Genomic DNA, 24476 nt, shown 5'->3' on the forward strand with positions numbered 1-24476 from the left:
TTCCACTGTCAAGATTACTTCGATGCACAGGAGATCCCGATGGCACCGCTGGTTGTCCTCGTCGCCGTCACCGCCCTCGCCCGGCTCGCCGGTTGGCTGACCGAAAACGGCTGGCTCGATTCGTGGGCGCACGCGACAGCGCTCGGGCTGGCCGCGATGCTCGCCCTCACGTCGAGCGCGCACTTCCTCCAGCCGCGCCGCGACGCCCTGATCGCCATGGTGCCGCCGCGGCTGCCGAACGCGCCCGCGCTGGTGACGCTGACCGGCGTGCTGGAGTTGGCCGGTGCGGCGGGCGTACTGATCCCGGCCACCGCCGACTTGGCCGCTGCCTGCCTGATCGCGCTGCTGGTGACGCTGTTCCCGGCCAACGTTCGCGCCGCCCGCGCCGAACTGGGCATCAAGACCATGCCGTTGCCGCTGCGGGCGCTGGTTCAGCTGCTCTTCATCGCCGCCTGCGTGATCATCATCGTCGGCTGACATGGCGAAGGCCCGCTCGCGCATCGAATTCCGATGTGCGAGCGGGCCTTCGCGTTCGGCGTTCAGTCGCCGCGCAGCGCCTTCGCGATGGTGCGCCGCATGAACGGCCGCGCCATATCCTCGGGCAGGTTCGCCCAGGCCAGGAAGAACCGTGTCAGCGGGTCGATGGCGATGTGGTGGCGTCCGCGTTCCAGGCCCCGTACTGCGGCTTCGGCCACCCGCAGAGCGGGCATCGGCTCGATCGATCCGGTGATCGCCTTGGTCTCCACCGGTTTTCGCTGGTTCTCCATGGCCAGCCCGGGCGTGTCGGTGTCGGCCGGATAGATCACCGTGACGTCCACGCCCTTCGGCTCGACTTCATAGCGCAGGCACAACGCCAGCTGCCGGATGCCGGCCTTGGTCGGGCCGTAGGCGGTGTAACCGGTGATCCCGAGAAACGCCGACGTCGAACTGACCAGCAGGATTTTCCCGCCGCCCCGCTGCACCATGCCGGGCAGCACCTGCCGCACGGCATGCACCGCGCCGAGATAGTTCGCCGACATCTGCACCTCGAACTCACCGGCGTCCACTTCGAGGAACCGCCCGGGCAGCGCCAGTCCCGCGCAGCAGGCGATGACCTCGCACGGACCGTTGCGCTGCTCCAATTGCGTGATGGCCGAGGCGAGTTGGTCCGGACGCGCCACGTCCGCGGTGGCCCAATCCGCGCCCAGTCGTTTCGCGGTGTCGCGCAATGGGAGTTTCCGGCGCGCGATGATCGAGACCTGCGCGCCGCGCCGCGCGAAGACTTCCGCCACCGCGGCGCCGATCCCTTCCGACCCGCCGGTGACGACGACATGCTTGCCGACCCAGTCCTTGACCCGTGCCATCGCGGCGGCTCAGGCCCGGCTGGTGGTGACGATGTCGGCGATCCGGTCCCGCCACAGCAGGTAGGTGCCGGAGCTGCCGTCGTCGGGCAGGCCGTCGAGCGAGCTCTCGATCAGCGCGTCGGTCTTCGCCACGCTGGTGCCGCAGAAGACCTGCGCCGCCGCCTCGCTGTGCTCGTTGACGCTGTTGGTCTGCCGGCGGATGCGTGCGACCATGGCCGACCCCAGCGACAGCTGCGGCCGGAACTCACCGGCCTCGTCCCAGAGTTCCTCCATCGCAGCCGGTTCCACACCGCCCGCGAAGGTGACGGCGATGCCGACGCCGCTCCACAGATCCGCGTGCCGCCGCGGCTCGAACTCGCCGATCAGCCGCACGACGCCGGCCGGGCTGCCGCCGCCGATGAACCACAGCGCGCGGCCCATACCCTGGTCCGCGATGCGCTTCAGGTTGTCGCGGTCGCCGAGCCAGCCGGGGTAGCGGCTCTCCACGTGCTTGTCCCGCACGTAGCGCTGCATCTGGAAGAACGCCTTGTAGAAGCCGTAGCCGTCGATGGCCAGCCAGCGGAACAGCGGGTGCTGCGGAAACAGCTTCTTCCACCGGATCTTCGGGATCTTCGCCATGGCGAGGCCGACCCCGACGTACATGGTCAACGCGTACTCACTGGCAGGTCCGTCGATCAGATCGGCGGCGCGCCGACCGGGCGAGAGGGAGTCGACCGCGGTGAGGCCGACCGCCGCGCCTTCATAGGCGAACCCGCGGTATTTCGGCGGGACTTGCAGCAGCGTGGCGATCAGCTCGTCGTTGTCCGAGCTGCGGACCGCGGAGTCGATGCCGCCGACCAGGTGCATGGTCACTTGCTCGAGTTCGAGCGCGGTGTGCTGGTCGGGTTGCTCGAATCCGCTGAGCACCTGGCGGACACTGGCCGGACTGGGGACGAAGAGGGCCGCGCGCAGCGGACCCAACGGCGAGGGCATGGGGTTCTCCAATCGTCGGAGGAGTCTTTCGGGGGCGTGGTCAAAGGATGAAACGGCGAAAGCCGCCGTCGAAGAACGTCAGCGCTCCCGTGGCGGCCAGTCGGGTATCGCGTTCGGCGTGCAGTACTTCGCCGATGACGATGCTGTGGTCACCGCTGTCGAAGACGTTGTCGAGCTTGCACTCCAGGCCCGCGGCCGCGTGCGCCAGCATCGGCGCCGCGGTATGCGGTCCCGGTGACCACTCGACCTGGTCGAATTGCGCGCTGCCGTCGGGGCGCGCGGAGTCGGCGAAGTACCGGGCCACCGGCTCCTGGTCGGCCGACAGCACCGAAACGGCGAACGCGCCCGCCTCGTGGATCGTCCGGTGCAGGCGCGCCGTGTGGGCGACGCACACCAGGATCAGCGGGGGATCCAGCGAGACGGACGTGAACGCGTTGGCGGTCATGCCGTGCGGCCGTGGCCACCCGGTGGTGACCACGGTGACACCGGTGGTGAAAGCGCCGAGCACGCGGCGCAGCTCGGCGCGGTCGGTCATGAGCGGGCAGCCTCCTTCGCGGGCTCGGGTTCGCGCGCTATGTCGGCCTCCAGGTCGTCGGCCACCACCGGCTGCTCCGCTGCCGCGGGCGCCGCGCCGCGCTGCTGCCACCATTCGGCGATGCCGCGGACCCACCAGTAGACGCCGCGAGCGCCGCAGACGACGACCAGCGCGATGAACAACCCGTAGGAGATGTGCAGCGCGGTGACCACGCCGTACATGATGCCCACCGAGGCGCCGAACATGATCTGCTGCTTCTTGCCCGACGGCGTGGTGCCCGGGTCGGTGACCATGTAGTTGGTGAACAGCACGAACGCCAGGCCGGTCATCACGCTCAGACCGCCGAGGATCGAGATGTTCGGCTCGATGAGCCCGCGCACGATGGCCTGCAGCGCGAACGCGCCCACCCACGCCATGATCAGTGGCATCTTCAGCGTCAGCTTGGCGTTGAGCATCGTGCCGGTCATCAGCAGGCCGAGCACGATCAGCGCGTCCGCCGGTCCCGTGATGTATTCGGTGAAGTGGTACGGCGGGGCCACCGCGATCATCGGAAACACCAGGAAGCACACCACCACGCCGAAGTTCGACGGGTTCATGAAGTGGCGCATCTTGCCGTTGATCTTGGCGCGCAGCACCCACTTCGTGCCGACCGCGACCACGATGCCGAAGATCACCGGCCACAGCTTGTCGTGCGCAAAGGTCAGGAAGTTGAACGCCAGACCGGTGATGTGCGCGGGCAGCAGGAACTCGAACAGCCCGCGCGGCCCCCGGCCCCGGAAGGCGGGCGGCCGTTTGTACGCCCAGGCCGCCAGGACTTCCAGCCCGATCTCGGTGGAATAGGCGGTGGCCAATGCGATGAACGGCCAGAGGAACGGCTGCTCGAAGCCGAGCAACGGGAAACCGATCAGATTGAAGATGGTGATAGAGATGGCGAAGTTGCGCAGCGCCAGGTAGCGCGGGTCCTTCGTGGCGGCGGGCTTCTCCACCCATTCCTTGGCGAACTCGGTGCCCGAGCGCTGTACCGCCGAGATGCGTTCGGCCGCAGTGCTACTCGTCCCGTGACCGTTTTCCGATGACACGGCGGCTCTGCCCTCCGGGGCCGCGCCGTTGCCCTCGGAACTGCCGTGGGCGGCGTTGCCGTTGCCTTCGATCGCCGACGTTTCGTGATGCCCGTTCGAGGCGCCTGTCGCCTCGGCCGGAGCCTTGTCGTTGTCGCTCATCGCTGCTTGACCTCCTGCGCATCCGAGGCGAGGTTCATGGTGTGCCAGCCCGGCGCGAGCTGGAGGGACTGTTCGTGCGGGGTGCCGTTGGTCTCCCGCCAGCGAATCGTGACATTCAACGGGGCGGCCGGGTCGACGTCGCCGAGACCGATGTGCACCTCGGTGGCGCGCTTCCCGGTGTGGCCACTGCCGCCGTCGAGGTGGCTGCTGAGCAAACGGCCGTCCGGCGTGCGGACCTCGACCTGCGCGTCCACCGCCGGAACGCCCTGCGTGGGAAGACCGGCGATGGTGTTCGTGGTCGCGGTCCCCTCCCACGCCTGCCGGAACAGCTTCAGGCCGAGGAACTGACCGCCCTTCGCCTTGTTGTTGTGGTAGAAGGTCGGGTCGCCCCATTGGCGGGCGACGGCGAAGCTGAGCGCGCCGTTGCCCGAGGTGTCGCCGACCGCGATGCCGCGCGAGGGCACCGGGGTGTCCATACCGAGGGCGTGGGTGAGGTTGGCGAACTTGCCGTCGTCACCGCGGCTGAAGAAGCCGACCGGATCGCTACCCGCCAGATCCGCGTCCGCGCCGATGATCGGCCACGACCACGGGTACTTGGTGAGGTTGTCGTTCATGGTGCCGAGTTCCTGGATCTGCGGCCACCGGTTGGTGTCGCCCTTGATCATCCCGGTGGCCTGGACCACCTCGTTGCGACCGTCGTTGTCGAAGTCGTCGATCTTGGCGTCCCAGCCCCAGGTCTCCCAGGCCAGGCCGACGTCGGTCGCGCGGTTCTTGAACGGCGCGACGCCCTCGGCGAGCTGACGTGCCGCGTCGGCGGTGTCCTTGGCGGTGTTGTAGAACGCGAAGTGGCCTTCCATCAGGGCGAAGCGCACGGCGATGTTGCTGACGAACAGGTCCGGCATGCCGTCGCCGTTCAGGTCGCCGAAATCCGCCGCCATGCCCTTGTCCGAATCATGGCCGAGCACATACGACTTCGGCTCGGTGATGCCGCGCTCGCCCTCGGCGAAGCCGAAGCGGATCTGACCAGGTGTGGACTTGTTGACGAACAGCCTGTCGCGCCCGAAGTCGTTGGCCACGTACAGCTCGGGCAGCTGATCGCCGTTCAGGTCGGACGCGGCGGCGGCCAGCGCCCATCCGGTGTCCATGCCGATCGGGAACGGGTTGGCCACCTCCCGGTAGTCGGCGGTCGGCTCGTCGCCCGACTTGGCGGAGGCCAGCGTGAAGATCCGGTCCTTGCCGCCGTTGCGCGCGTTGGACAGCGAGTCGGTCATCCACAGCGCGAGCTGGCCCTCCTTGGAGAGCACGTCCATGTCGTTGAAGTACTGACCCAGGTAGATGTCCGGCTTGCCGTCGCCGTCGAAATCGGAGACCGAGACCGCCGCGGTGATCCAGCGCTCGCCCTCGTAGTGCCCGTCCGGGGTGTTCGGGGAGGGGACCACGTCGATCGGGCGGAACGCCTTGGCGTCCAGGCGGGTCGCGTTGGCGCGCTGCAAGTACAGGATCGGCGTGCGGCCGTAGTACGACACCAGGGCGTCCAGCCTGCCGTCACCGTTGAAGTCGCCGGGAATGCAGCCCGACGGCACGGTGGACGAGTCGGCGGGCAGCGGCTTCGGGTCGAGCACGAACGGCTCGTACCGGCCGGTGTTGCTGTCCGGCGTCGGCGTGATGAACGCCGTGTCCGAGCGGGGGTCGACCACGCACAGGTCGTCGGCCAGCCGGTTGCCGTCGAAATCGTTCATCGCGATGGCCGCGCCGACCGACGAGATCCAGGCCGACAGGTGCTTGTAGGGCTCGCGCAGCTCGCGGATCTTGCGATCGGTCGGCAGTCCCTTGGGCAGCGCGATCGGCATCGCGGTGAAGTCGAACTTGCTCGCGATCGGCCCACCTGCTTCGTCGTAGGTGGGCAGCAGCGCCGACCGCGCGGGAATGAAGAGCGAGCCCATCAGCAGCAGGGCCACCCCGGGCACCACCGCTTTTCGGAGGAGGGATCGGTTGATGGGAATTTTCACGAGTGCTGCTCCTCATGGGCGAGTGTGAATTGCTGTCCCGCGGTGTCCGCGAGTCCGTCGAGCACCTCGCGCAGCGTGGCCAGCGCCTGGTCCATGTGCTGCTCGGTGTGCCTGCAGTTGATGAAGAACCGCAACCTGGCCTCCCCGGCCGGGACAACCGGGTGCGTGATGGCGTTCACGCTGAACCCGCGCTGCAGCATGGCCAGCGCCGCCAGGACGGCCGGTTCGTCGGCGCCGGTCATCACCGGGATGATCGGCGAATCCTCCGAGGCGCCGATGTCGAAGCCGTATTCCTCGGCGCGGCGGTGGAAGTACTCGCTGTTGTGCCGCAGCCTGGTCACGCGATCCGGCTCGTCGCGCAGGACCTCGAGCGCGGCCAGCGCGGCGCCGATGGCCGACGGGGCCGGCGCGGCGGTGTACATGCTGAGACCACCTGCGACGTACTTGAATCCGTCGACCAGCTCCCGGTTGCCCGCGAGATAGCCGCCGACGCTGCCGAGCGCTTTGGACAGCGTGCCCATCCATACGTCCACGGCGTCGCCGGGCAGGTCGAACAGCTCGCGCACCCCGTGCCCGGTGGCGCCGAGCGTGCCGAACGAATGCGCTTCGTCGATCATGATCGAGCAGTCGTAGCGCCGGGCCACCTCGATGATCTCGGGCAACCGGACCACGTCGCCGTCCATGCTGTAGAGGCCCTCGATGATCACCATGGCGCGGTCGAAGCTGCGCCGCGACATCTTGAGGATCGCTTCGAGCGACTCGGGATCGTTGTGCCGGAAGGAAACCCGTTTGCAGCGCGACCACTCCGTGCCGGAGACCACGCTGTGATGGATGAGCGCGTCGCAGACCGCGAGATCGCGCTTGCCGAGCAGGAATCCGACCGCGGCGGCGTTGGTGAGGTAGCCGCTCGCGGTCACCAGTGCCGCCTCGGTGTCGTAGAGCCGGGCGATCTCGGCTTCCAGCTCGCGATAGAGCGGCAGTTCACCCGCCACGATGCGGACCGCGGCGGCGGAGGTGCCGTACCGGTCGATCGCGTCCTTGGCCGCCTGTCGCACCCGCGGGTCGGCGGCCAGGTCCAGATAGCCGAAGCTGCTGAAATTCACCACATCCCGGTCGGCCATCCGGGTCACCGCGCCGCTGACGCCCTCGTGCGGCAGGTAGTAGGGGTTGACCAGACCGACCTGGTTGACCCACTTGTCGAACCGCCCGAACCGCTGCCCTGCTTCGAGTACGCCGGGATGATCACGGAAGGACGTGTGGGCGACCCCGCGTGGCGCGCCGGCGCCGTGCACGGTGGCCGCGGTGGCGGAACCGTTCGTGTCCCGCGCCCCGTCGGCCGCCGCCGGAGCGGCGCCGTGCTCGCCGCTCGCGTGCCTGGCCAGCAGTGCGCGGGCCAGTTCCCTGTTGTTGCCGGTCATTCGTCCTCGCTCCTCGCCGCGCGTTCTTCTTCCTGGGCAATCTGCTCGGCAATTCGCGCGCCGAGCCCGCGCAACGTCAGTCCGATCACCGCGAGCACCGACAGCTGGGTGCCGAGCACCTGCACCACGCGGGCGCCGAACTCCATGCCCATCAGCGAGTCCATGCCGAGTTCGGGCAGCGGGGTGTTCAGGTCGATCGTCTCGGCGTCCACCCCCAGCACCGCCGCGAGTTGCTCGGCGAGCAGGTAGGCCACCACCTCGCCGCGCTGTTCGACACCGAGCTGGAGGATCTCCGCCCGCAGCGCGCCCGCGCCCGACGCGCCGCCGCCCGCGGCCGACACCTGCTCGGCGAAACGCGGGGTGCGGGTGGACGGGCGATGCGCCAGCGCCCACTGGCTCCAGTCCACGTCGAACAGCACGATCTGCGGCAGGTCCAGCCGCAGGCACTCGCCGAGCAGGTCGGTGGCCAGGTCCATGTCCACCGAGCGGTAGCCGGTCATCTCCGCATACCGGCTGACCGCCTCGTAGTCGGCCATGCCGCCGCCACCGCTCATGAAACCCCAGTTCACCGCCAGTGCGGCGGCGCCGCGGGCCCGGCGGGCGGCGGCGATCATGTCCAGCACGGAATTGGCTGCCGCGTAGCCGAATTGGGGGGATATACCGACGATGCTGCTCGCCGAGGAGAACAGTACGAACATGTCGAGTTCGATGTCGGCGGCGGTGACGGCGGTGTCCAGGTTGACCGCTCCGGCGACCTTGGGCCCGAAGATCTCCGCCAGCGATTCGGCGGTGATCTGCGGTACCTCGAGGTTGTTCACCACACCGGCCGCGTGGAACACCCCGCGCAGCGGGTGCCCGCTCGCTCGGACGCGCTCGACCAGCGCGGCGACGGCGTCGTAATCGGCCATGTCCAGGCGTTCTTCGACCACTTCCACACCGGAGGCGGCGATTTCGGCGACCGCCGCGCGGGCCGCGTCCCCAGTGGCGCCGCTGCGCCCGGCCAGCACCAGGCGCCGCGCGCCGATCCGCGCCAGCCAGCGCGCGATGGCCAGGCCGAACGCGCCGAAGCCGCCGGTGACCAGGTAACTGGCCTCGGGATCGATCGGCAGGCCCGGCCGCTCGGCCAGCACGGTCGGTCTCGGTTCGCGCAAGTCGAGCACGACCCGGCCGATCTGCTTGGACCGCACCACGGTCTCGAACGCCTCGGCGGCCGAGGACATCGGGAAGGCGGTGTAGGGCAGGTAGTCGTAGGTGCCGTCGTTCAGCGCGTCCATCGCCCGGCGCGCCGCGCGGCGGACCAGTTCGGGGCGCACGGCCAAGGCGCGGTCCATGTCCACGGCGAAGAACGACAGGTTCCGGTCGAACGGGCGCAGATCGATCGCGCCGCCGCCGTAGATATCGGCCTTGCCGATCTCGATGATCCGGCCGAATTCGGCGGCCGCTCGCAGGTTCTGCTGGAGGATCTCGCCGGGGGAAGAGTTGTAGACCACATCGACGCCGCGTCCGCCGGTCAGCGCGAGCACTTCGTCGACGAAACTGATCGAGCGCGAGTTGACCACCTCGTGCGCGCCCGCCGCCGCGGCGACCGCGCGGCGCTCGTCCGAGCCCGCGGTCGCGATCACCCGCGCGCCGAGGCGCACCGCCACCTGAACCGCGGCCATGCCCATGCCGCCCGCCGCGCCGTGCACCAGCACCGTCTCACCCGATTGCAGGTGGGCGAGCTCACCGAAGGCGAATTCGGCGGTGAGGAAGGGCAGCACCGAGGTGGAGTGGCACGGGTCGAGCACGACGTCCGGGTAGTCGAGGGGCATCGTGGCGCCCTCGTCCGGCCGGAGGGTGACGTACCGGCGAACCAGATCTCTGGCGCACACCGACATCTCGTCGCCGACGGCGACCTCGGTCACGCCGGGACCGACGCGCTCCACCACGCCGAAACCGTCCATGCCCAGTTCCGTGCCGAAATACGTTCCGGCCAGCTCTTTTTCGGTGAGCACCCCGAGTACCTTGAGCGCGTCCTTGTAGTTGAGGCCGACCGCGTCCATCCGGATCTCGACCTCGCCGGGGCCCGGCGGCACGCGATCGACCGCGCGCCACGCCAGATCCGACAGCAGCCGGGACCGCGGGATCTCCAAGCGGAAGGAACTTTCCGGGTCGGTCAGCGGCGCGGCCTCGTCCCAGACCGCCAGATGCTCCCGCAGGGACTTGCGCAGGTGCAGCGCCCAGCACGCGCCCGCCCGCAACGCGACCTCGTCGGCTCGTCCGTCGCCGAACACCTGCTCGACGATGTCGGCGGCGCGCGTGGCCGGTTCGGTGTCGACCAGCCGCCACTGCACGGCGGGCTGCTCGTTGCGCAGTGTGCGCCGGGCGCCGGTGAGCGCGGCCTGCGCGGGATGCGCGAAGGCGTCGACCGGCAGGCAGAACGCCTGCTCGGTGACCACCACCGCGCGCACCTCGGCCGCCGGGGCGTCGTCGTCCTCCTCGCCGACCACCAGCTCGCCGACCGCCTTGGCCACCAGGGCGAGGCCGTAGGCATTGGGCACCGCATCCAACTCGGCGCCGGACACCACCACGAGCCGGCCGCGCGTCACCCCGGGCCGCTGCTGGGCGGCGCGCAGAGCGGCGAGGACATGATCCGAGGCGCCGGTCTCGTCCGGGTCCAGGGTGAGGATCTCCGACGAGGCACGGGCGCTGGCGATCTCCTTCGCGCGCTGGGAGACGGTGCTGCCGAGGCTGACCACGAGCAAGAACTCCTCGCCCGCCACAGGTTCGTCGGCGGTCGCGGTGTCGTCGACGATGGACCACACCGGTTCGTAGAACAGGCCGTCGAGCTGATCGTGCAGATCCGGCTCGGCGGCCAGCCTGGCAAATCGGACGCCCGAAAGGGTGAGCGCGACAGCGCCTTCCGGTGAAGCGACGGTGATGTCGGCGCACAGCGGGTCGCCGCCCACCCGGCGGACCAGCACGACCGCCCGCTCGGGCAGCGGCCCGGTCCAGCGCACCCCGGTGACCGAGGACGGCACCACGACGCTCGCGCCGCGCGCGGTCTGGGCGTACAAGGCGGCGAAGCACTGCAGCGCGGCGTCGACCGCCGCGGGATGGGCCAGATGCGGCAGGCTCGGCGCGCTGCCTGCCAGCGGCGTGAGATCGAGCCGGGCCAGCACGGAGTCGGCGCCGACGCGGGCGCCGGTGATCAGCCGGAAGCTCGGACCGTAGGCCAGGCCGTGCGCGGCCAGGCCGTCGTAGAGGGTCGCCGCGGTCACGTCCACCGCGTCCGCCGTCGGGGTCAGGTCGATGGTGCGCGCGTCGACGTCCGCCTCGATCAGCCTGCCGTAGGCGTTGACCGTCCAGGTGGTCGCGGTGGCGGCGCGCGAGCGCAGGGTGAACCGGTGGGTGGTCTCCTCGACCGTGAGGCGCAGGACCGGCACGTCATGGCGTGCGATCACCAGTGGCGCGACGAACTGGACCGACTCCAGCCCGAAAGTGGCGCGGCCGGTCCGCACCGCGACGGCGCTGAGCGCGGCGTCCAGATAAGCCGCGCCGGGCAGCACGACCGATCCGTCCACAACGTGATCGGGCAGCCACGGCAACGCGGCCACGGACAGCTCGACCTCCCACTCCGGCGCGGACGCCGCGGTGCGCTGCCCGAGCATGACGTAGCCGTCGACGGCTCCGACGCGATCCGCCTCGATCGCGGGGTCCTCGATCCAGAGCCTGCGGCGCTGCCACGGGTAGCGGGGCAGATCCAGATGCGCGGCGGGTGTTTCCGGCGCGCCGGGCGCCTGCGTAGTGTTCAGCCCGCCCACCTGGTACAGCTCGCCCACCGCGCGCAGGAGGTTCTCCCGGTCGTCGGCGTTGCGGGCCAGGGTGCTGATCGCCGCGCCGTCGAGGCCGCGGCGCACGAACGCCTCTTTGATGTTTCCGCTGAGCACCGGATGCGGACCGACCTCCAGGAAGACCCGGTGCCCGGCGTCGAGCAGGCTGTCCACGGCCGCGCCGAACGCCACCGGCTCGCGCACGTTGCGGCACCAGTACTCGGCGTCCCAGCCGGGTCCGGACAGTTCGGCGCCGGTGACGGTGGACCAGATCGGCACCCGCGCGGGTCGCGGAGCGAGTTCGGCCAGCGCCGCGGTGAGATCGCCGAGAATGGGGTCCATGAGGTGGCTGTGGTAGGGCACCTCGACGCGCAGCGCCTTGGCGAACACGCCTTCCTCGGTGAGTTCTTCCCTGATGCGGTCCAACTCGGCCAGGTCGCCGGACAGCGTCGCCGCGGAGTGGCTGTTGATCGCCGCGACGCAGACGCCGGGCACGCCGGCCAGGCGCTCGCGCAACTGCTCCTCCGGCAGCCCGACAGCGAGCATGCCGCCGGTGCCCGCGGTGGTGGCCTGTAACCGGGCGCGGTGAAGGCTCACCAGCAGCGCGTCGCGCAGCGACAGCGCGCCCGAGACATACGCCGAGGCGACTTCGCCGACGCTGTGGCCGACGACCGCGGCGGGGCGGATGCCGAGTTCGGCGAGTTCGGCCACCAGCGCGGCCTGCACCAGGAAGTTCGCCGGCTGCGCGTACGCGGTGCTGGTGATCCGCGATTCCGCTTCGGGGCGCAGGAGTTCCTCGATGATCGACCAGCCCGCGATCTCGCGGAAGACCTCGTCGATCTCCCGCGCGGCGGCGGCGAAATGCCCGCCCGCCTCGAGCAGGCCACGGGCCATGCCCCACCATTGCGGGCCCATGCCGCTGAACACGAACACCGGCTGGGTGGAACCGTCGGTGAGCGCCCTGGCGGGCGACTTCCCCGCGCCCGCCGCGAAATCGGCGAGCTGGGCGCGCAGATCACCGGCGTCGCGGTAGGCGAACGCGGCGCGCAGCGGATGGTGTGCGCGCTGCACCCACGCCGCCTCGGTCACCGCCGCTACCGGGGTGGTCTCGGTGAGGTCGTGCAGCTGGGCGGCCATCGTGCGCAACGCGGTCTCGTTGCGGGCCGACAGCGGCAGCACGGTGATCGGGCCGCGCGCGGCCTCGGCGGGCGCGGGCGCTTCCGGCGCGCGGGTGAGGATCGCATGGGCGTTGGTGCCGCCGTAGCCGAAACTGTTGACCGCCACCGCGGCGCGGCCGTCGTCGTTCGGCAGCGGTTCGGTCTCCAGCGGAATGCGAACCCGCAGTTCGTCGAACCGTATCTCGGGGTTCGGATTGTCCAGTCGCAGCTGTGGCGCGATGACGCCGTGGTGCAGTGTCAGCGCGGCCTTGATGACGCCCGCGACGCCCGCGGCGGCCTCGGTGTGCCCGATGTTGTTCTTCACCGACCCGACCGGCAACGGCTCGTCGCGGCCCTCGACCGCGCCGTACACCGCGCCGAGCGCGGCCAATTCGAGCGGATCGCCCACCGGCGTGCCGGTGCCGTGCGCCTCGACATAGCGGATGTCGTGCGCGTCGATGCCCGCGAGCCGGCGCACCCGCCGGGCCAGGGCCTCCTGCGCGACGGGGTTGGGCACCGGGATGGCCAGTGTGCGGCCGTCCTGGTTGACGCCGCTGCCCCGAACCACCGCGTAGATCCGGTCGCGATCGCGCACCGCCGCGTCCAGCTGCTTGAGCACCACGGCGCCCGCGCCCTCGCCGCGGCCGTAACCGTCCGCGGCCGCGTCGAAGGACTTGCACCGGCCGTCGACCGCGAGGAACCGGCCTTTGCACATGGAGATGAACGCCTCGGGCCGCAGCATCGCGTTGGCGCCGCCGACGATCGCCGTCTCACACTCGCCCGACTCCAGCGCGAGCACCGCTTGGTGCAGCGCGACCAGGGAGGACGAGCAGGCGGTGTCGATGGTCATGGTGGGCCCGAGCAGATCCAGCAGGAACGCGATGCGGGCCGACAGCAGCGTGTGCGACGAGCTGGTCGGGCTGTGGCTGTTGATCGAGGCCCGCGACACCGAGCCGCTGCGCACCAACGCGTTGTCGTTCATGAAGCCGCCGACGAACACGCCGACCTCACGGCCGCTGACCCGCCCCGCCATGCCCGCGTCGTCGAGCGCCTCCCAGGCGACCTCCAGCAGCAGCCGCTGCTGCGGATCCATGATCGACGCCTCGCGCTGGGAGATGCCGAAGAACTCGGCGTCGAAATCCCACAGCGGCTGGGTGAGGAATCCGCCGTGCCTGGTGTACATCCGGCCCGGCGCGTCGGGGTCCGGGTCGTAGAACTTCGCCAGGTTCCATCGGTCCGCCGGTACTTCCACGATCCCGTCGCCCTTGTGCACGACGAGGTCCCAGAACGAGTCCGGCCCGTCGATGCCGCCTGGAAAACGGCAGCCGATACCGACAATTGCTACATTGGGCATGCAAAATCCCCTGATGCTCAGGTATTCGATGACGTCGGCCTTTTCCTCGCCGACGTCGTCGAAACAGCGTGGAGACAACCGGAATCGCGACGCCGATAAACCTGTTCGGGCCGGAAGCGTCGTCCGGAGGTGAAGTGGTTCCGCGGTAGGAGGTCAGTGTCCACCCATGGTAGGAGGCCCGATTCGCGAAGGTCAATACGGAATCGTACCGGCGGCGACCGAAATATATTGCGTGGTAAGTAATGACAACTTCGTCATCACCGCAGTTCGGAGTGGGTATGACGATATTATTCTGGTGTTATTACACGGTTATGGCCGCCTCGGCTCGGCGGAATTACACCGTTATTCCGATGTTATTCCGCGTCATTCGGCAATCGTTCGCCGAGACCTGTTGAGTCCGCGCTCCATTCGTGGCTACCATGGCTCGTCGAATACGCACTGGGGTGAAAGGCGATGGGCGTGGATCCGTACAACACCGGGCAGTTCCGTATCGAGCCGGAGGCCGAACCCATCGAAAGCACCGCGTGGCTGGTGGAGTTCACCGAGCAATACATCGCCGGGTGGAACAGCGGAGACGGCGCGGCGGTCGCGAAATGCGTCACCGAGGACACGATCTGGCACGACCCCTCGCTGGACGCGCCCGCGCACGGGCGGGCGGGCGTGGAGAAGTTCGTCACCGACACGGTGCGCTCGTTCCCGGATGTCGCCTACGCCAACCCGTTCACGCCGGTGCTCGCCGCGGACGATCGGCTCGCCTTGGTGCCGTGGCGCATGACCGGCACCCACCTCGGCCCGATCGACCCGCCCGGTTTCGGCCCGACCGGAAAGCGCATCGACCTGCTGGTCATCGACGCGTGGCAGTTCCGCTCCGGGCTGATCTGGCGCAGCCAGGCCACCTGGGACCTCACGGAGATGCTGCTGCAATTGGGGTTGATGCCGCCGCGCGGAAGCGCCGCCGAGCGCGCGATGGCACGCGCCCAGCGGTTCAGGTCCCGCCTGCCGTTCTGACCGGGACTCGCGGTCAGTCGCCGAACAGCGTCGCGAAGCGCTCCACCGCGAGCAGGACCGACGCACCGACGCTCTCCAGTTCCGCGCCCATGCCGACGAGAAGATTCACGATCGCGGGCACCAGCACTTCCAGCAGCCCGTCGTCACCCAGATGGCCGGCCATCTCCAATTGGACGAAGCCGAACAGCCCCATCCACAGCTGTGCCGCGGCGGAACGGACGTCCGGGGTGTCGATCAGCCCGGCGTCCTGCGCGCGCTGCACCGCGCCGACCACATGGTCGAAGGTCTCCGAGTAGTGCTCGAACTCCGAATCGTGCCCGGCCACCAGCACATTGCCGCGGTTGATCTTCATCTCGATGCGGGTCCCGGTGCCGAACATCAGCTGGAAGAGTTCCGGCCTGCGCTGGGCCTCGTCGCGGAACACGAGACCGAGCACGAGCAGATCGGTGATCGGCTCGTCGGTGACGCCGGCCGCGGTCATACGCTCGGCCAGTTGTGCGAAGCCTGCGGATCCCGCGGCTCGGATCAGGCCGGGCATTCCGCCGAAATTGGAATACACCGCCATCGTGGAGACTCCGCACATCCGCGACACGCGGCGGACGGTGAGTGCGTGCAAACCCTCGGTCGACACCACCTCGACGGTCGCGTCGATCAGGCGATCACGCAGCGCGCTGTTCATCGAATCCGTCCCGGCGGCCGCGCGCACGGCTAGTTCAGTTGTTCCGGCAGTCTGCTTGCTCATCGCTTCCGTTTCCCCGAGTACGGTCACGCCGTGCGGCATAGATCCGCTGGTGCGCTGTCTTCGGGAAGGCGGTACCGCTGCCCGACCGAGTGCGCCCCGGTCGTGGTCATCGCGCGCGCCGCCGGTCTTGGGGCTGGCGGGCGCGGCCGGAGTGTGGGGACGCGGCCCGCCCACGCCGGGGGAACGACTTGTGTTCCGATCGATGCACCAGCGACTCGCTCGGACCGGGAAGCTGATCGTGGTTCATCGCGCACAGATATCTCCGTTCTTGCCGCACGAACGAGCGGGCAGAGCATGAGGTGGAGCCGCGTTCGCGGGCTACGAAGAGCGGGCGCACCCGCCGGGAGGTGCGTGTCGGAGGTGAGTGTCGTCACTGAAACTCTATGTGATACACCGTAACATCCACAGGCATTCCGCCAAATCTTTTGCGCCCTTTCCCGACTCGTCCCGGAGCGCGGCGTTGTGCCTGCGCATAACCGATACGCAGGGGATTCTGGGTCAGGTGACAATCGTTGCGCCGCATTCCCGAGTGATCGGCACGTGATGTCGAAAACGAGACAAATAAGACATATGCTCGGTGCCTGAAAGTGTGAATCGGGTATCGAACTGCGCGGTCACGAACATCCGGCGACGGTATCGTTCACCGGCGGCAGTTTCATGGGTGGGAGGTCGGCCGATGTCGTCCGTTCCGGGCATGATCGCCTGGCCTGCGCTGGGCTTCGTCGCGGTCGTCGCCGCCGGGCGCCTGGCGCTCCTGCGCGACACGGTGGTCGACCAACTGGTGAATCGCCTTTTCGTGTGGGGCGTGCTGAGCCTGCTGCTGTATCGGTGCACCATGACGCCCGGCATCGCGAGCCTGACGCACCAGCTGGCGCTGGGCTGCACTGTCATGTCCTCGATGTGCCTGCAGGGGATCGTCCGCGTGTGGGCTTTCGACGCGGACCCGGTGGAGGTCCAGCGTAGGCACCAGGTCTGTTGCGCGCTCGCCGCCGGCTGCACCGCCGCGATACTGCTGGCGGGCACGTCGGCTCGGCAGGAAGGAAGGCTGGTCGACCTGACCCCGGACGTCGAGGGTCTCGTGGTGTGGACCGCGTTCTGTCTTCCGCTACTGGTGAATGTGTCGTTGCTGGCCCGGATGTGCCTGCGTGAGCTTCGGTCCCGCGGCGTCGGCCTGGCGGCGAAGCTGGTATCCGGCGGGATCATCTGGGCGGCGACGCTTTTCGGGGCCAATCTGGTGCTGTCGACCCTGCAAGTGCTCTCCGGCTGGCAGGGCTTGGGCACACAGGTGCTCAGAATCGAGGCGACGGTCACCATCTGTCTGACGCTCGACGCGGCGCTGGTTGCGATTCCGCTGGTCCAGGCGCTGCTGGCCACGGTGGAACTCGACCGGTCGGGGCGATCCTGTCGCAGGCTGCGTCCGCTGTGGCGGGACCTCACCGCCGCCGTTCCCGAGATCGTGCTGCGGCCCTCCGCCGACGAGCGGGACGACGCGAAGGTCCGGCTGCTGCGGATGACGGTGGAGATCCAGGACGCGCTGCTGCAGCTCGGACGCTATGCCCCGGTGAGCGCGGACCCGGTCGAATCGGGATGCCCGCTGACCGATTACGCGCATCGAGTGGCGTATGCGGCGGTCGCGCGCCGGTCGGGGTCGGCGCCGGGCGGCCAGACCGCGGTCCGGCTGCCGGTCCCCGCGGCGGATTTCGACGCCGGACTGCGGCAACTGCTCGACCTGGCCCGCGTGTGGCCGACAGCCCGGGCGGCAGCCGGATGAGCGGCGCGCGACCGGCCTGCGGCTAGAGCACCGCTTGAGTCTGGGTGACCTTCGCGACCAGCTTGTCCGCGTCGTCTCTGATGATCGTCTCGACCACGATGAACGAGCGCCCGGCATGCAGCGGGGTGGCCGACGCGACGGCATGCCCGGCCCGGACCGCGCGCAGGAAATTCGTCTTCGACTCGACCGTGGTGGTGCCCTGACCGCCTTCGGGCAGGTTCAGGAACGCGCAGACCGCGCCGGTGGCGTCGGCCAGCGACATCAGCACCCCGCCGTGCAGCACGCCGCCGAGCGTGCACAGTGATTCGTCCCAGGCCAGGCGGCTGCGGACCAGCTCGGGTCCGTGGGCGAGCACTTCGACGCCGAGGCGCTCGGTGAACGGCATGGTCTGGTGGAACAGCTCGGTGCCCGTCTCGTCGATCATGGCCGCGATCCTGCCCGCTGCCGGTCGCGAAGTCGATTCCCTCGAACGTAATCGCCCGTTGCCCGACGGAGACCTGAGCATCGGTTCGGTATCGGTCGACGGGCGGTGAAACGCGGCGGGAGTGCGCGGGTATCAGCTGATGAACCCGAAGAACAGGAGACCGCGATGACCGACCTCCAGCCGTTCTACCGGCAGGTGCAGGCGCACTACGACCTCTCCGACGAGTTCTACGCGCTCTTCCTCGATCCGACGATGACCTACAGCTGTGCCTATTTCCAGCGACCGGACCTGACGCTCGAGCAGGCGCAGCGCGCGAAGATCGATCTGGCCCTGGGCAAGCTCGGCCTGCAGCCGGGGATGACCCTGCTCGATGTCGGATGCGGGTGGGGCTCGACGATGCTGCGCGCCGCGACGGCCTACGGCGTCGAGGTGGTGGGGCTTACGCTCAGCCGCAATCAGTACGACTACGTCACGGACAAGATCGAGCGCGAGCGCATCGCGGGTGTAGAGGTCCGGTTGCAGGGCTGGGAGGAATACGACGGTGCGGCCGATCGGATCGTCAGCATCGGCGCGTTCGAGCATTTCCGGCGTGCTCGCTACGAGGCCTTCTTCGAGCGATGTCATCGGATGCTGCCACCGGACGGCCGGATGCTGCTGCACACCATCGTCGGCTACACGCTGAAAGACCTGCGGCGGATGGACATCCCCGTCACTCGTGAAGACGCACTGTTCCACATCTTCATCAAGCGCGAGATCTTCCCCGGCGGGCAACTGCCGCACCCCGCCGAGGTCACGCGGCTGGCCGGACGGGCAGGACTGGGCACGGAGAAGATGCAGGAGTTGCGGCCGCACTACGCGCGCACGCTGGACTGCTGGGCGGAGGCGCTGCGGGCGCACCGCGAGGAGGCGATCGCCCTGGCGTCCGAAGAGGTCTATCAGAGGTACATCAAGTACCTGACCGGGTGCGCGGCGCAATTCCGCGCAGGCCGCATCGACGTCGTCCAGTTCACGCTGGTCAAGTGACCGGCGACCGGTTCAGCTCAGCCGCGCCACCAGGGCGTCGGGCAGGTGGGGGAGCGCGAGATCGATCAGCCGCCAGGGCCAGCCGGGCACGCAGGCCCGCCGCCGCTCCTTCTCGATGGCGGCCACCATCGCCGCGACGCCTTTGTCCAGGGGCGCCACCATCCGCGCGTCGCCCGCTTGGGCCGCCATGTCCGTGGCGATGAAACCCGGCAACAGGGTGGTCACCGTGATCGGCGACCGGGCCAGCTCGGTGGCCAGAGCCTCGCCGAGCGCCGCGAGCCCCGCCTTGCTCGCCGAATAGGCGGCCTTCTTGCCGGGAAGGCCGCGAACCGCGCTCATCGAGGCGACGAGCACCAGGTGTCCGGCCCACTGGGCGCGGAAGATCTCCAGCGCCGCTTCCGCCTGCGCCAGCGCACTGACGAAGTTCGTCGTGGCCGTCGCGAGGTTCGCGTCCGCCCGTCCGCTGCCGATCCGTGCACCCTTGCCGATACCGGCGTTGACGATGACCCGGTCCAGGCCACCGAGTTCGTCGCGCAGTTCCTCGAACACGACCGGCACCGCCGCGTGGTCGTCCACGTCGAGGGCGCGAACCGCAACGGTGATTCCGGGGTGGGCCGCTTCCAGTTCTTCGCGCAGCGCCGTGAGCGCGTCCAGCCTGCGTGCGCACAGCGCGAGATCACGGCCCTCGGCCGCGAAGTCACGCGCCATGGCGGCTCCGAGGCCCGCGCTCGCCCCGGTGATCAGAATCCTTTTCCGCGTCATGCGGCTGACCCTAGCTCTGTGGAACGCGAGTCGATATGCCGCCGATCGGCGGCGCCCGCTGTTCAGCCGCCGAACGAGCCGGTCGATGGCGCCGCGGGCAGCAACCGCCACGGTCCGCAGTTCTCTGTCTTGAACCCGACGTCGGTCGGCTTGATCTCCACCCGGACGGGGCCGAGGCGGGTGTAGTTGTTCGCGATGATGTACTGCATGTTCGTGTTGTCGCCCTCGACCTTCCACAGCCTGCGCCAATCGCAGGCGTAGGCGGGATCCGGGGTGCCGGGAGCCTCCCAGATCCCGGGCGCGATGTCGACGCCGACCAGGTAGACGCCGTCGTGCGAAATAGTGTTCGCGGGTTCGGCCGCCGCCGTTCCCGTGGCGAGCAGCGTCACCGCCGAGGTCATGGCTCCCGCGAACAGGAGTGCGCGCGCACGCATACCGATTCTCCTTGCCTTGTACAACTGCCGCGTCCACGGTCGTCGCTTCCCGCCGTCGCGGCCGACCCGGGAGATCCCCCGTCTCCGCGGCAAGAGATACCAGAACCGACCGGGTGGTGTGCGTTGATTCCGGGAATCCGTCGCCGGGATCGGCCGTGCCACCAGGCTGGGACGGCGACCTCGTCGAGTCCCGTTACGCGGATGACTTCGCCGACGGTGTGGTCGCAGGGTTCTTGATCCAGCTACCGCCGGGGGTACTCGATGCACGGTACGCGGCGGACCCCGCGATCGCGGGGGCCATCGCCGACCATCAGGAGTCGCTGACGATTTCGGCGCGCCGCTCGGCGTGCCGAAAGCGTAGATGCAGTACGCTCTGCTATCTCCGCGCAAACTGTCCGGCCGAGCCTGTCCGCCGGGTGTCGCGCATGCTGTAACACTTCGATCACGCAGCTTGCTTTCCTGATACACGCGTTGCCAGAGTGAACCACTGGGTTTGGTGTTACAAGTGGGAAGGGAGGGGCGCTCCGTCCGGAGCGCCGACCGCACTATGAAGCCAAGCATCGTCAAAGCCGGTATCTGTACCGCCGTCACCGCGGCGGTTACGGTGACGCTGTCCGGGTTGCTCCCGGCCACCGCCCAGGCGGAGCCGTCGCCACTGGATATGTCCAAGAAGCTCGCAGGCAAGACCGTATTCCTCGATCCCGGTCACCAGGGGGCGAACCACTCCCAAGACTTGGCACGACAGGTCAGCGATGGTCGCGGCGGCACGAAGGACTGCCAGACCACCGGAATGACCACGATGAACGGCGTTCCCGAGCACACCATCACCTGGAACGTCGCCCAGGTCGTCAAAACGTCGCTGGAGACGCTCGGCGCGCATGTCGTGCTGAGCCGCCAGGACGACCTGAACTGGGGCGGCTGCGTCGACGACCGGGCCCGCGCGGCCAGTCAGTCCGGCGCGGACGTCGCCGTGAGCATCCATGCCGACAGCGCGCCCGCGCAGTATCGCGGGTTCCACTTGATCATCCCGGAATTGCCCATCCCGAATCTGATCGTCGATCAGGCCCAGTCGGGAGCGGGTCTCGCCGCGTCCAAGTCGGTGCGCGACGCCTACCGCGAGGCGGGGTTCCCGCCCGCGAACTACGGCGGCGTGGTGGACGGCCTGCAGACCCGCAAGGACATCGCCGGGCCCGCGCTGACCACGGTCCCGGTCGTCTTCCTGGAGATGGGCAACGGCGCCAACCCCGAGGACGCGGCGCTGCTGGAAACCCCGGAGGGCCAGCTCAAGCACGCCATCGCGCTGACCACCGGCTTGGTCGGGCACCTGCTCGGCGCGCCACGGCCCGCTGCCGCTCCGGATCAGCAGGCCGGTCGGACCGCTCCGCAGGGCTCGTCGCTCGACCGGCCTGCGGCGGTCCCGGAAGCCTCGCCGGGACAGGCGGAGCCGAGTGCTCCGCAGGCGCAGACGAACCCGGTGGTGCCGCAAGCCCAGACGATTCCCGCGGTGCCGCAGAACTCGACGACGCCGGGCATGCCACAGGGTTCGGCACCGGCGGCGCCGCACAGTTCGACGACGCCCGGCGCGCCGCAGAGCCCGGCGGCCCCCGCGGTCCCGCAGGCACAGTCCGTTCCGGGTACGTCGACGCCGAAGCCTGCGCCCGGTACGGCGGCGCCGCAGTCACCGGGCACCTCGGCTTCGCCGAACTCGCCGGGTACGTCCGGAACCCAGTCGCCGGGCACGCCGAACGCACAGCAGTCGCCCGGGACCGCCGGGGGCAACGCCTCGATCATGGAGCTGCTGATGCCGCTGGCGAAGATGCTCGGCCTGGACAACAACGCCATCACCACGGAGCTGATCAACCTCGGCTACAGCCTGGCGGGCATGCTGCTGGGCCCCTCGAAATAGTCCGCACACCGAACGCCGGACGCCATCCTCGCCGTTGGGAGGGTGGCGTCCGGCTTTTCACCCGGGTCGCGCGGCGCAGTAGGGTGAGCGGAATGGCTGACCGGATTCCTGTTGTGCTCGTCGCGGGGTTTCTCGGTTCCGGGAAGACCACGCTGCTCAACCACTTGCTCCGGGACAACCGGGGGACCCGGATCGGGGTGGTGGTCAACGATTTCGGAGCGATCAACATCGATTCGATGCTGGTCGCAGGGCAGGTCGACGCCATGGTCTCGCTCGGCAACGGCTGCGTGTGCTGCGCGGTCGACGTCACCGAGCTGGACGAGCTGTTCACCCGGCTCACGCAGCCGCGTGCCGGAATAGACGTGATCGTGGTGGAAGCCAGCGGCCTGGCCGAGCCGCGCAACCTCATCCGGATGGTGCTCGGCAGCGACAATCCGCGCTTGCGCTACGGCGGCCTGGTCGAAGTGGTCGACGCCGAACAGTTCCCGCGCAGCAGTGCCCGTCACCCGGAGCTGCGCACCCATCTGCGGCTGGCGGATCTGGTGGTGGTGAACAAAGCCGATCGGGTCGCGCCCGAGCGCCTGGCCCGGCTGCGCGCGGACATCGCGGCGCTGGTCGCTTCGGTGCCGGTGTACGCGACGACCTACGGCCGGATCGATCCGGGGCTGCTGTTCGACGAACCACTGCGCGCACGCCCGACGGTGGCCGAGCAACTGAGTTTCGACGAACTGCTCGTCGAGCACGATCACGAGGACCACGCCGGGCACCGTCATCTGCACGACGAGTACACCAGCGTCTCGTTCGCCAGCGAACGAGCGCTCGACCCGCGCAAGCTGATCGGGTTCCTCGAGGAGCCGCCCCCTGGACTGTTCCGGGCCAAAGGGTTCGCTGCCTTCGGCGTGGCTGACGAACGCAGGAAGTTCGTGCTGCATATGGTGGGCAGGCACATCGTCTTCGAGCCGGGCACCTGGTCGCGTGGCGAGTCACGAGGCGCGCAGCTGGTGCTCATCGGGGCGGGCCTGCACACCGATACGGCCCTGGCCCGGCTGCGTGACACCGTGCACGACGCCGCTGAACCGCTCGACGCGCAGAGCATGCTCGGCGTGTGGCGCTACACGCCGCACTGAGCGGATCGGATTTTGGCGCGTTCGGTCGCGACCTGTCGCGTTCGGTGCTGGTAACAGAGCGGTCTTTTCATGAGACTGAATGCGTGTCCGCCGGGTCGCGGGCGCGGGGAGCGTACTGCCGCGCGCGGCGCCGCTCGGCAGCCGATCCGTACCGACCGAATCGTTTGCGACCGATGGGAGTTTCCCGTGTCAGATTCCATGGAGAGCGCCACCGCATACGTCATCGAGGCGCTGGAGGCGAAGGGCACCGCCACCCGCGACGACTTCGACGTTCCCGCGATCGTCGCCGAGACCCACGCCATCGCCAACAGCTGGGATTTCCGGGCGATCGAGGACGCGACGTTCTGGTCGATCGCCGCGCGGTTCATCAGGCAGTGAACGTCCGCTCGGCCCGCGGCACAGACGTGGCGGGCGACCACCGGCGAGCCGCTCGCCGCATCGATCCCGGGTCGGAATAGCCGAGGATCTCGGCCTGGCGCGCCGGGCTCAGCGGTCCGGTAGCGGTCGCGGCGGCCCACCGCGCGCCGCGTGCCCGGTCCAGTTCCGCGCGCCACGTGGTACCCGCTTCGCGCAACCGCCGCTGCAGCGTGCGCGGGCTGGTGGCCAGCCTGCGCGCCACCCGCTCCAAAGACGCGTCGCCCTCGTCCAGACAGTCCGCCAGTGCGGCCGCGACGCGCTCCGGCCAGGCGGTGACCAGCGGCGGCGGTGGTGGGAGAGCGGCGGCCAGAGGTTGCAGAATGCCGGCCAGAACCGGATCACTGGTCGTCAACGGACGGTCCATGTCCGCGGCGCGGAAGGTCATGGCGTCCACCGGCGCGTCGAACTCGATCGCGGCGGTGCCGAACATCTCGATGAACGTAGCGGTCTTCGCGGGAGCCTGCTGGCGCAACGAGACCCGCAAGGGGGCCAGCGGTTCGCGCACCACCCGCCGCGCCCGGCTGAGCACCGCGCTCAGGCCCCACAGCTGGGTGAGCTCGCGGCCGCGGCCTTCGCCCTCGATCATGTCGAGGTACAGGGTGACCTCGTCATCGTTCTCCGCGACCAGATCGAAGCGATGGTTGGTGGTCACCGCGGTGACGTACGGCCCGCAGGTCGCCAATCCGGCGCCCAGGGTCGGCGCCGAGGAGAACAGGTAGTCGTACAGACCCAGGCAGGTGAGTTCGTAGCGGCTGGCCACATTCAGGGCGATGTCCGGGTCGCCGAGTTCGTGTTCACCGATCTCCCACAGCCGCGAGAACGTCTGGCTGGGCAGGTGCAGGTCGTCGCCCGCCATGGTCCACTCCGGCAACCCGGATTCCCGCAGCAGCAGGTCGCGGTCGAGGCCGGCCGCGGTGAGCTGCGAGATGACGAATCGGTGGAGCAAGACCTGGTCGGTGCCCATCGCGTGCTCCCTTCTCCCACCGCGACCGATCGGCTCACCCGCGAAGCGAGACCGAGCGTGTTCCGTCTCCGGCGTCGC

Annotated in this window: 19 protein-coding genes; 7 read left to right on the forward strand and 12 right to left on the reverse strand. The window is 69.2% G+C overall.

The features are described 5' to 3' along the window. Positions 1–39: 39 nt before the first annotated feature. Positions 40–477, forward strand: coding sequence for a DoxX-related protein (locus NNI01S_RS09120; protein ID WP_063019533.1), 438 nt, complete (start codon positions 40–42; stop codon positions 475–477). Between the two features lie 62 nt (positions 478–539). On the opposite strand, the gene NNI01S_RS09125 is transcribed toward NNI01S_RS09120, so the two are convergent. Genes NNI01S_RS09125 through NNI01S_RS09155 form a run of 7 tightly spaced genes read right to left on the reverse strand, consistent with a single transcriptional unit; the run spans position 540 to position 13820 of the window. Continuing rightward, on the reverse strand, positions 540–1343 hold the full coding sequence (locus NNI01S_RS09125; protein ID WP_063019534.1) for an SDR family oxidoreductase: 804 nt from the start codon (positions 1341–1343) through the stop codon (positions 540–542). A gap of 9 nt (positions 1344–1352) precedes the next feature. Then, complete coding sequence (locus NNI01S_RS09130) at positions 1353–2315, reverse strand: DUF1702 family protein (protein WP_063019535.1); 963 nt, start codon at positions 2313–2315, stop codon at positions 1353–1355. Positions 2316–2355: 40 nt separating this feature from the next. After that, on the reverse strand, positions 2356–2850 hold the full coding sequence (locus NNI01S_RS09135) for a flavin reductase family protein (RefSeq protein WP_063019536.1): 495 nt from the start codon (positions 2848–2850) through the stop codon (positions 2356–2358). Continuing rightward, positions 2847–4070 (reverse strand): RnfABCDGE type electron transport complex subunit D, encoded by a 1224-nt coding sequence (locus NNI01S_RS09140; RefSeq protein WP_174554382.1) that lies wholly within the window; start codon positions 4068–4070, stop codon positions 2847–2849. The genes NNI01S_RS09135 and NNI01S_RS09140 overlap by 4 nt, the downstream gene beginning before the upstream one ends. After that, positions 4067–6079 carry a CRTAC1 family protein gene (locus NNI01S_RS09145; RefSeq protein WP_218019170.1) on the reverse strand — a complete coding sequence of 671 codons (2013 nt, stop codon included), beginning with the start codon at positions 6077–6079 and terminating at the stop codon, positions 4067–4069. Before NNI01S_RS09145 ends, NNI01S_RS09140 begins: the two co-directional genes overlap by 4 nt. Next, positions 6076–7497 carry an aminotransferase class I/II-fold pyridoxal phosphate-dependent enzyme gene (locus NNI01S_RS09150; protein ID WP_063019540.1) on the reverse strand — a complete coding sequence of 474 codons (1422 nt, stop codon included), beginning with the start codon at positions 7495–7497 and terminating at the stop codon, positions 6076–6078. Before NNI01S_RS09150 ends, NNI01S_RS09145 begins: the two co-directional genes overlap by 4 nt. Continuing rightward, positions 7494–13820 carry a type I polyketide synthase gene (locus tag NNI01S_RS09155; RefSeq protein ID WP_063019853.1) on the reverse strand — a complete coding sequence of 2109 codons (6327 nt, stop codon included), beginning with the start codon at positions 13818–13820 and terminating at the stop codon, positions 7494–7496. The genes NNI01S_RS09150 and NNI01S_RS09155 overlap by 4 nt, the downstream gene beginning before the upstream one ends. A 453-nt stretch (positions 13821–14273) precedes the next feature. Between NNI01S_RS09155 and NNI01S_RS09160 the strand changes: the two genes are divergently transcribed. Next, on the forward strand, positions 14274–14828 hold the full coding sequence (locus NNI01S_RS09160; RefSeq protein ID WP_063019542.1) for an ester cyclase: 555 nt from the start codon (positions 14274–14276) through the stop codon (positions 14826–14828). Between the two features lie 13 nt (positions 14829–14841). Here NNI01S_RS09160 and NNI01S_RS09165 read toward each other — a convergent pair whose 3' ends face one another. Next, positions 14842–15570, reverse strand: a complete 729-nt coding sequence (locus NNI01S_RS09165; protein WP_169812946.1) for a TetR/AcrR family transcriptional regulator — start codon at positions 15568–15570, stop codon at positions 14842–14844. A 676-nt stretch (positions 15571–16246) separates the two neighbouring features. Between NNI01S_RS09165 and NNI01S_RS09170 the strand changes: the two genes are divergently transcribed. Further along, complete coding sequence (locus NNI01S_RS09170) at positions 16247–17341, forward strand: MAB_1171c family putative transporter (RefSeq protein WP_157114670.1); 1095 nt, start codon at positions 16247–16249, stop codon at positions 17339–17341. Between the two features lie 22 nt (positions 17342–17363). On the opposite strand, the gene NNI01S_RS09175 is transcribed toward NNI01S_RS09170, so the two are convergent. After that, on the reverse strand, positions 17364–17765 hold the full coding sequence (locus NNI01S_RS09175) for a PaaI family thioesterase (protein ID WP_063019549.1): 402 nt from the start codon (positions 17763–17765) through the stop codon (positions 17364–17366). A gap of 165 nt (positions 17766–17930) precedes the next feature. On the opposite strand from NNI01S_RS09175, the gene NNI01S_RS09180 reads away from it, so the two are divergent. After that, complete coding sequence (locus NNI01S_RS09180; protein WP_063019551.1) at positions 17931–18788, forward strand: cyclopropane mycolic acid synthase family methyltransferase; 858 nt, start codon at positions 17931–17933, stop codon at positions 18786–18788. 12 nt (positions 18789–18800) lie between these two features. Here NNI01S_RS09180 and NNI01S_RS09185 read toward each other — a convergent pair whose 3' ends face one another. Together NNI01S_RS09185 and NNI01S_RS09190 are read right to left on the reverse strand one after the other, a co-directional pair. After that, complete coding sequence (locus NNI01S_RS09185) at positions 18801–19550, reverse strand: SDR family oxidoreductase (RefSeq protein WP_063019553.1); 750 nt, start codon at positions 19548–19550, stop codon at positions 18801–18803. A gap of 62 nt (positions 19551–19612) precedes the next feature. Then, entirely contained in the window at positions 19613–19984 is a 372-nt protein-coding gene (locus NNI01S_RS09190) for an Rv1352/Rv1906c domain-containing protein (protein WP_063019555.1), read from the reverse strand. 547 nt (positions 19985–20531) lie between these two features. Here NNI01S_RS09190 and NNI01S_RS09200 point away from each other — a divergent pair. From NNI01S_RS09200 to NNI01S_RS09210, 3 genes are all read left to right on the forward strand, one after another. Further along, complete coding sequence (locus tag NNI01S_RS09200) at positions 20532–21890, forward strand: N-acetylmuramoyl-L-alanine amidase (protein ID WP_063019559.1); 1359 nt, start codon at positions 20532–20534, stop codon at positions 21888–21890. 92 nt (positions 21891–21982) lie between these two features. Further along, on the forward strand, positions 21983–23017 hold the full coding sequence (locus NNI01S_RS09205; RefSeq protein WP_063019560.1) for a CobW family GTP-binding protein: 1035 nt from the start codon (positions 21983–21985) through the stop codon (positions 23015–23017). A 186-nt stretch (positions 23018–23203) separates the two neighbouring features. Then, positions 23204–23395, forward strand: coding sequence for a hypothetical protein (locus NNI01S_RS09210; protein ID WP_063019562.1), 192 nt, complete (start codon positions 23204–23206; stop codon positions 23393–23395). On the opposite strand, the gene NNI01S_RS09215 is transcribed toward NNI01S_RS09210, so the two are convergent. Further along, positions 23385–24398 carry an AraC family transcriptional regulator ligand-binding domain-containing protein gene (locus NNI01S_RS09215; RefSeq protein ID WP_063019564.1) on the reverse strand — a complete coding sequence of 338 codons (1014 nt, stop codon included), beginning with the start codon at positions 24396–24398 and terminating at the stop codon, positions 23385–23387. The genes NNI01S_RS09210 and NNI01S_RS09215 overlap by 11 nt on opposite strands. Between the last annotated feature and the right edge of the window lie 78 nt (positions 24399–24476).

It is taken from the genome of Nocardia niwae NBRC 108934 = DSM 45340 (genome assembly GCF_001613465.1).
In the GTDB taxonomy this organism is placed as follows: Bacteria; Actinomycetota; Actinomycetes; order Mycobacteriales; family Mycobacteriaceae; genus Nocardia; species Nocardia niwae.

Bases quoted from the DNA above. Each gene is read 5' to 3' on its own strand.
- NNI01S_RS09120 (WP_063019533.1), top strand. From the start codon at position 40: ATGGCACCGCTGGTTGTCCTCGTCGCCGTCACCGCCCTCGCCCGGCTC.
- NNI01S_RS09125 (WP_063019534.1), bottom strand. From the start codon at position 1,343: ATGGCACGGGTCAAGGACTGGGTCGGCAAGCATGTCGTCGTCACCGGC.
- NNI01S_RS09130 (WP_063019535.1), bottom strand. From the start codon at position 2,315: ATGCCCTCGCCGTTGGGTCCGCTGCGCGCGGCCCTCTTCGTCCCCAGT.
- NNI01S_RS09135 (WP_063019536.1), bottom strand. From the start codon at position 2,850: ATGACCGACCGCGCCGAGCTGCGCCGCGTGCTCGGCGCTTTCACCACC.
- NNI01S_RS09140 (WP_174554382.1), bottom strand. From the start codon at position 4,070: ATGAGCGACAACGACAAGGCTCCGGCCGAGGCGACAGGCGCCTCGAAC.
- NNI01S_RS09150 (WP_063019540.1), bottom strand. From the start codon at position 7,497: ATGACCGGCAACAACAGGGAACTGGCCCGCGCACTGCTGGCCAGGCAC.
- NNI01S_RS09155 (WP_063019853.1), bottom strand. From the start codon at position 13,820: ATGCCCAATGTAGCAATTGTCGGTATCGGCTGCCGTTTTCCAGGCGGC.
- NNI01S_RS09160 (WP_063019542.1), top strand. From the start codon at position 14,274: ATGGGCGTGGATCCGTACAACACCGGGCAGTTCCGTATCGAGCCGGAG.
- NNI01S_RS09165 (WP_169812946.1), bottom strand. From the start codon at position 15,570: ATGAGCAAGCAGACTGCCGGAACAACTGAACTAGCCGTGCGCGCGGCC.
- NNI01S_RS09170 (WP_157114670.1), top strand. From the start codon at position 16,247: ATGTCGTCCGTTCCGGGCATGATCGCCTGGCCTGCGCTGGGCTTCGTC.
- NNI01S_RS09175 (WP_063019549.1), bottom strand. From the start codon at position 17,765: ATGATCGACGAGACGGGCACCGAGCTGTTCCACCAGACCATGCCGTTC.
- NNI01S_RS09180 (WP_063019551.1), top strand. From the start codon at position 17,931: ATGACCGACCTCCAGCCGTTCTACCGGCAGGTGCAGGCGCACTACGAC.
- NNI01S_RS09185 (WP_063019553.1), bottom strand. From the start codon at position 19,550: ATGACGCGGAAAAGGATTCTGATCACCGGGGCGAGCGCGGGCCTCGGA.
- NNI01S_RS09190 (WP_063019555.1), bottom strand. From the start codon at position 19,984: ATGCGTGCGCGCGCACTCCTGTTCGCGGGAGCCATGACCTCGGCGGTG.
- NNI01S_RS09200 (WP_063019559.1), top strand. From the start codon at position 20,532: ATGAAGCCAAGCATCGTCAAAGCCGGTATCTGTACCGCCGTCACCGCG.
- NNI01S_RS09205 (WP_063019560.1), top strand. From the start codon at position 21,983: ATGGCTGACCGGATTCCTGTTGTGCTCGTCGCGGGGTTTCTCGGTTCC.
- NNI01S_RS09215 (WP_063019564.1), bottom strand. From the start codon at position 24,398: ATGGGCACCGACCAGGTCTTGCTCCACCGATTCGTCATCTCGCAGCTC.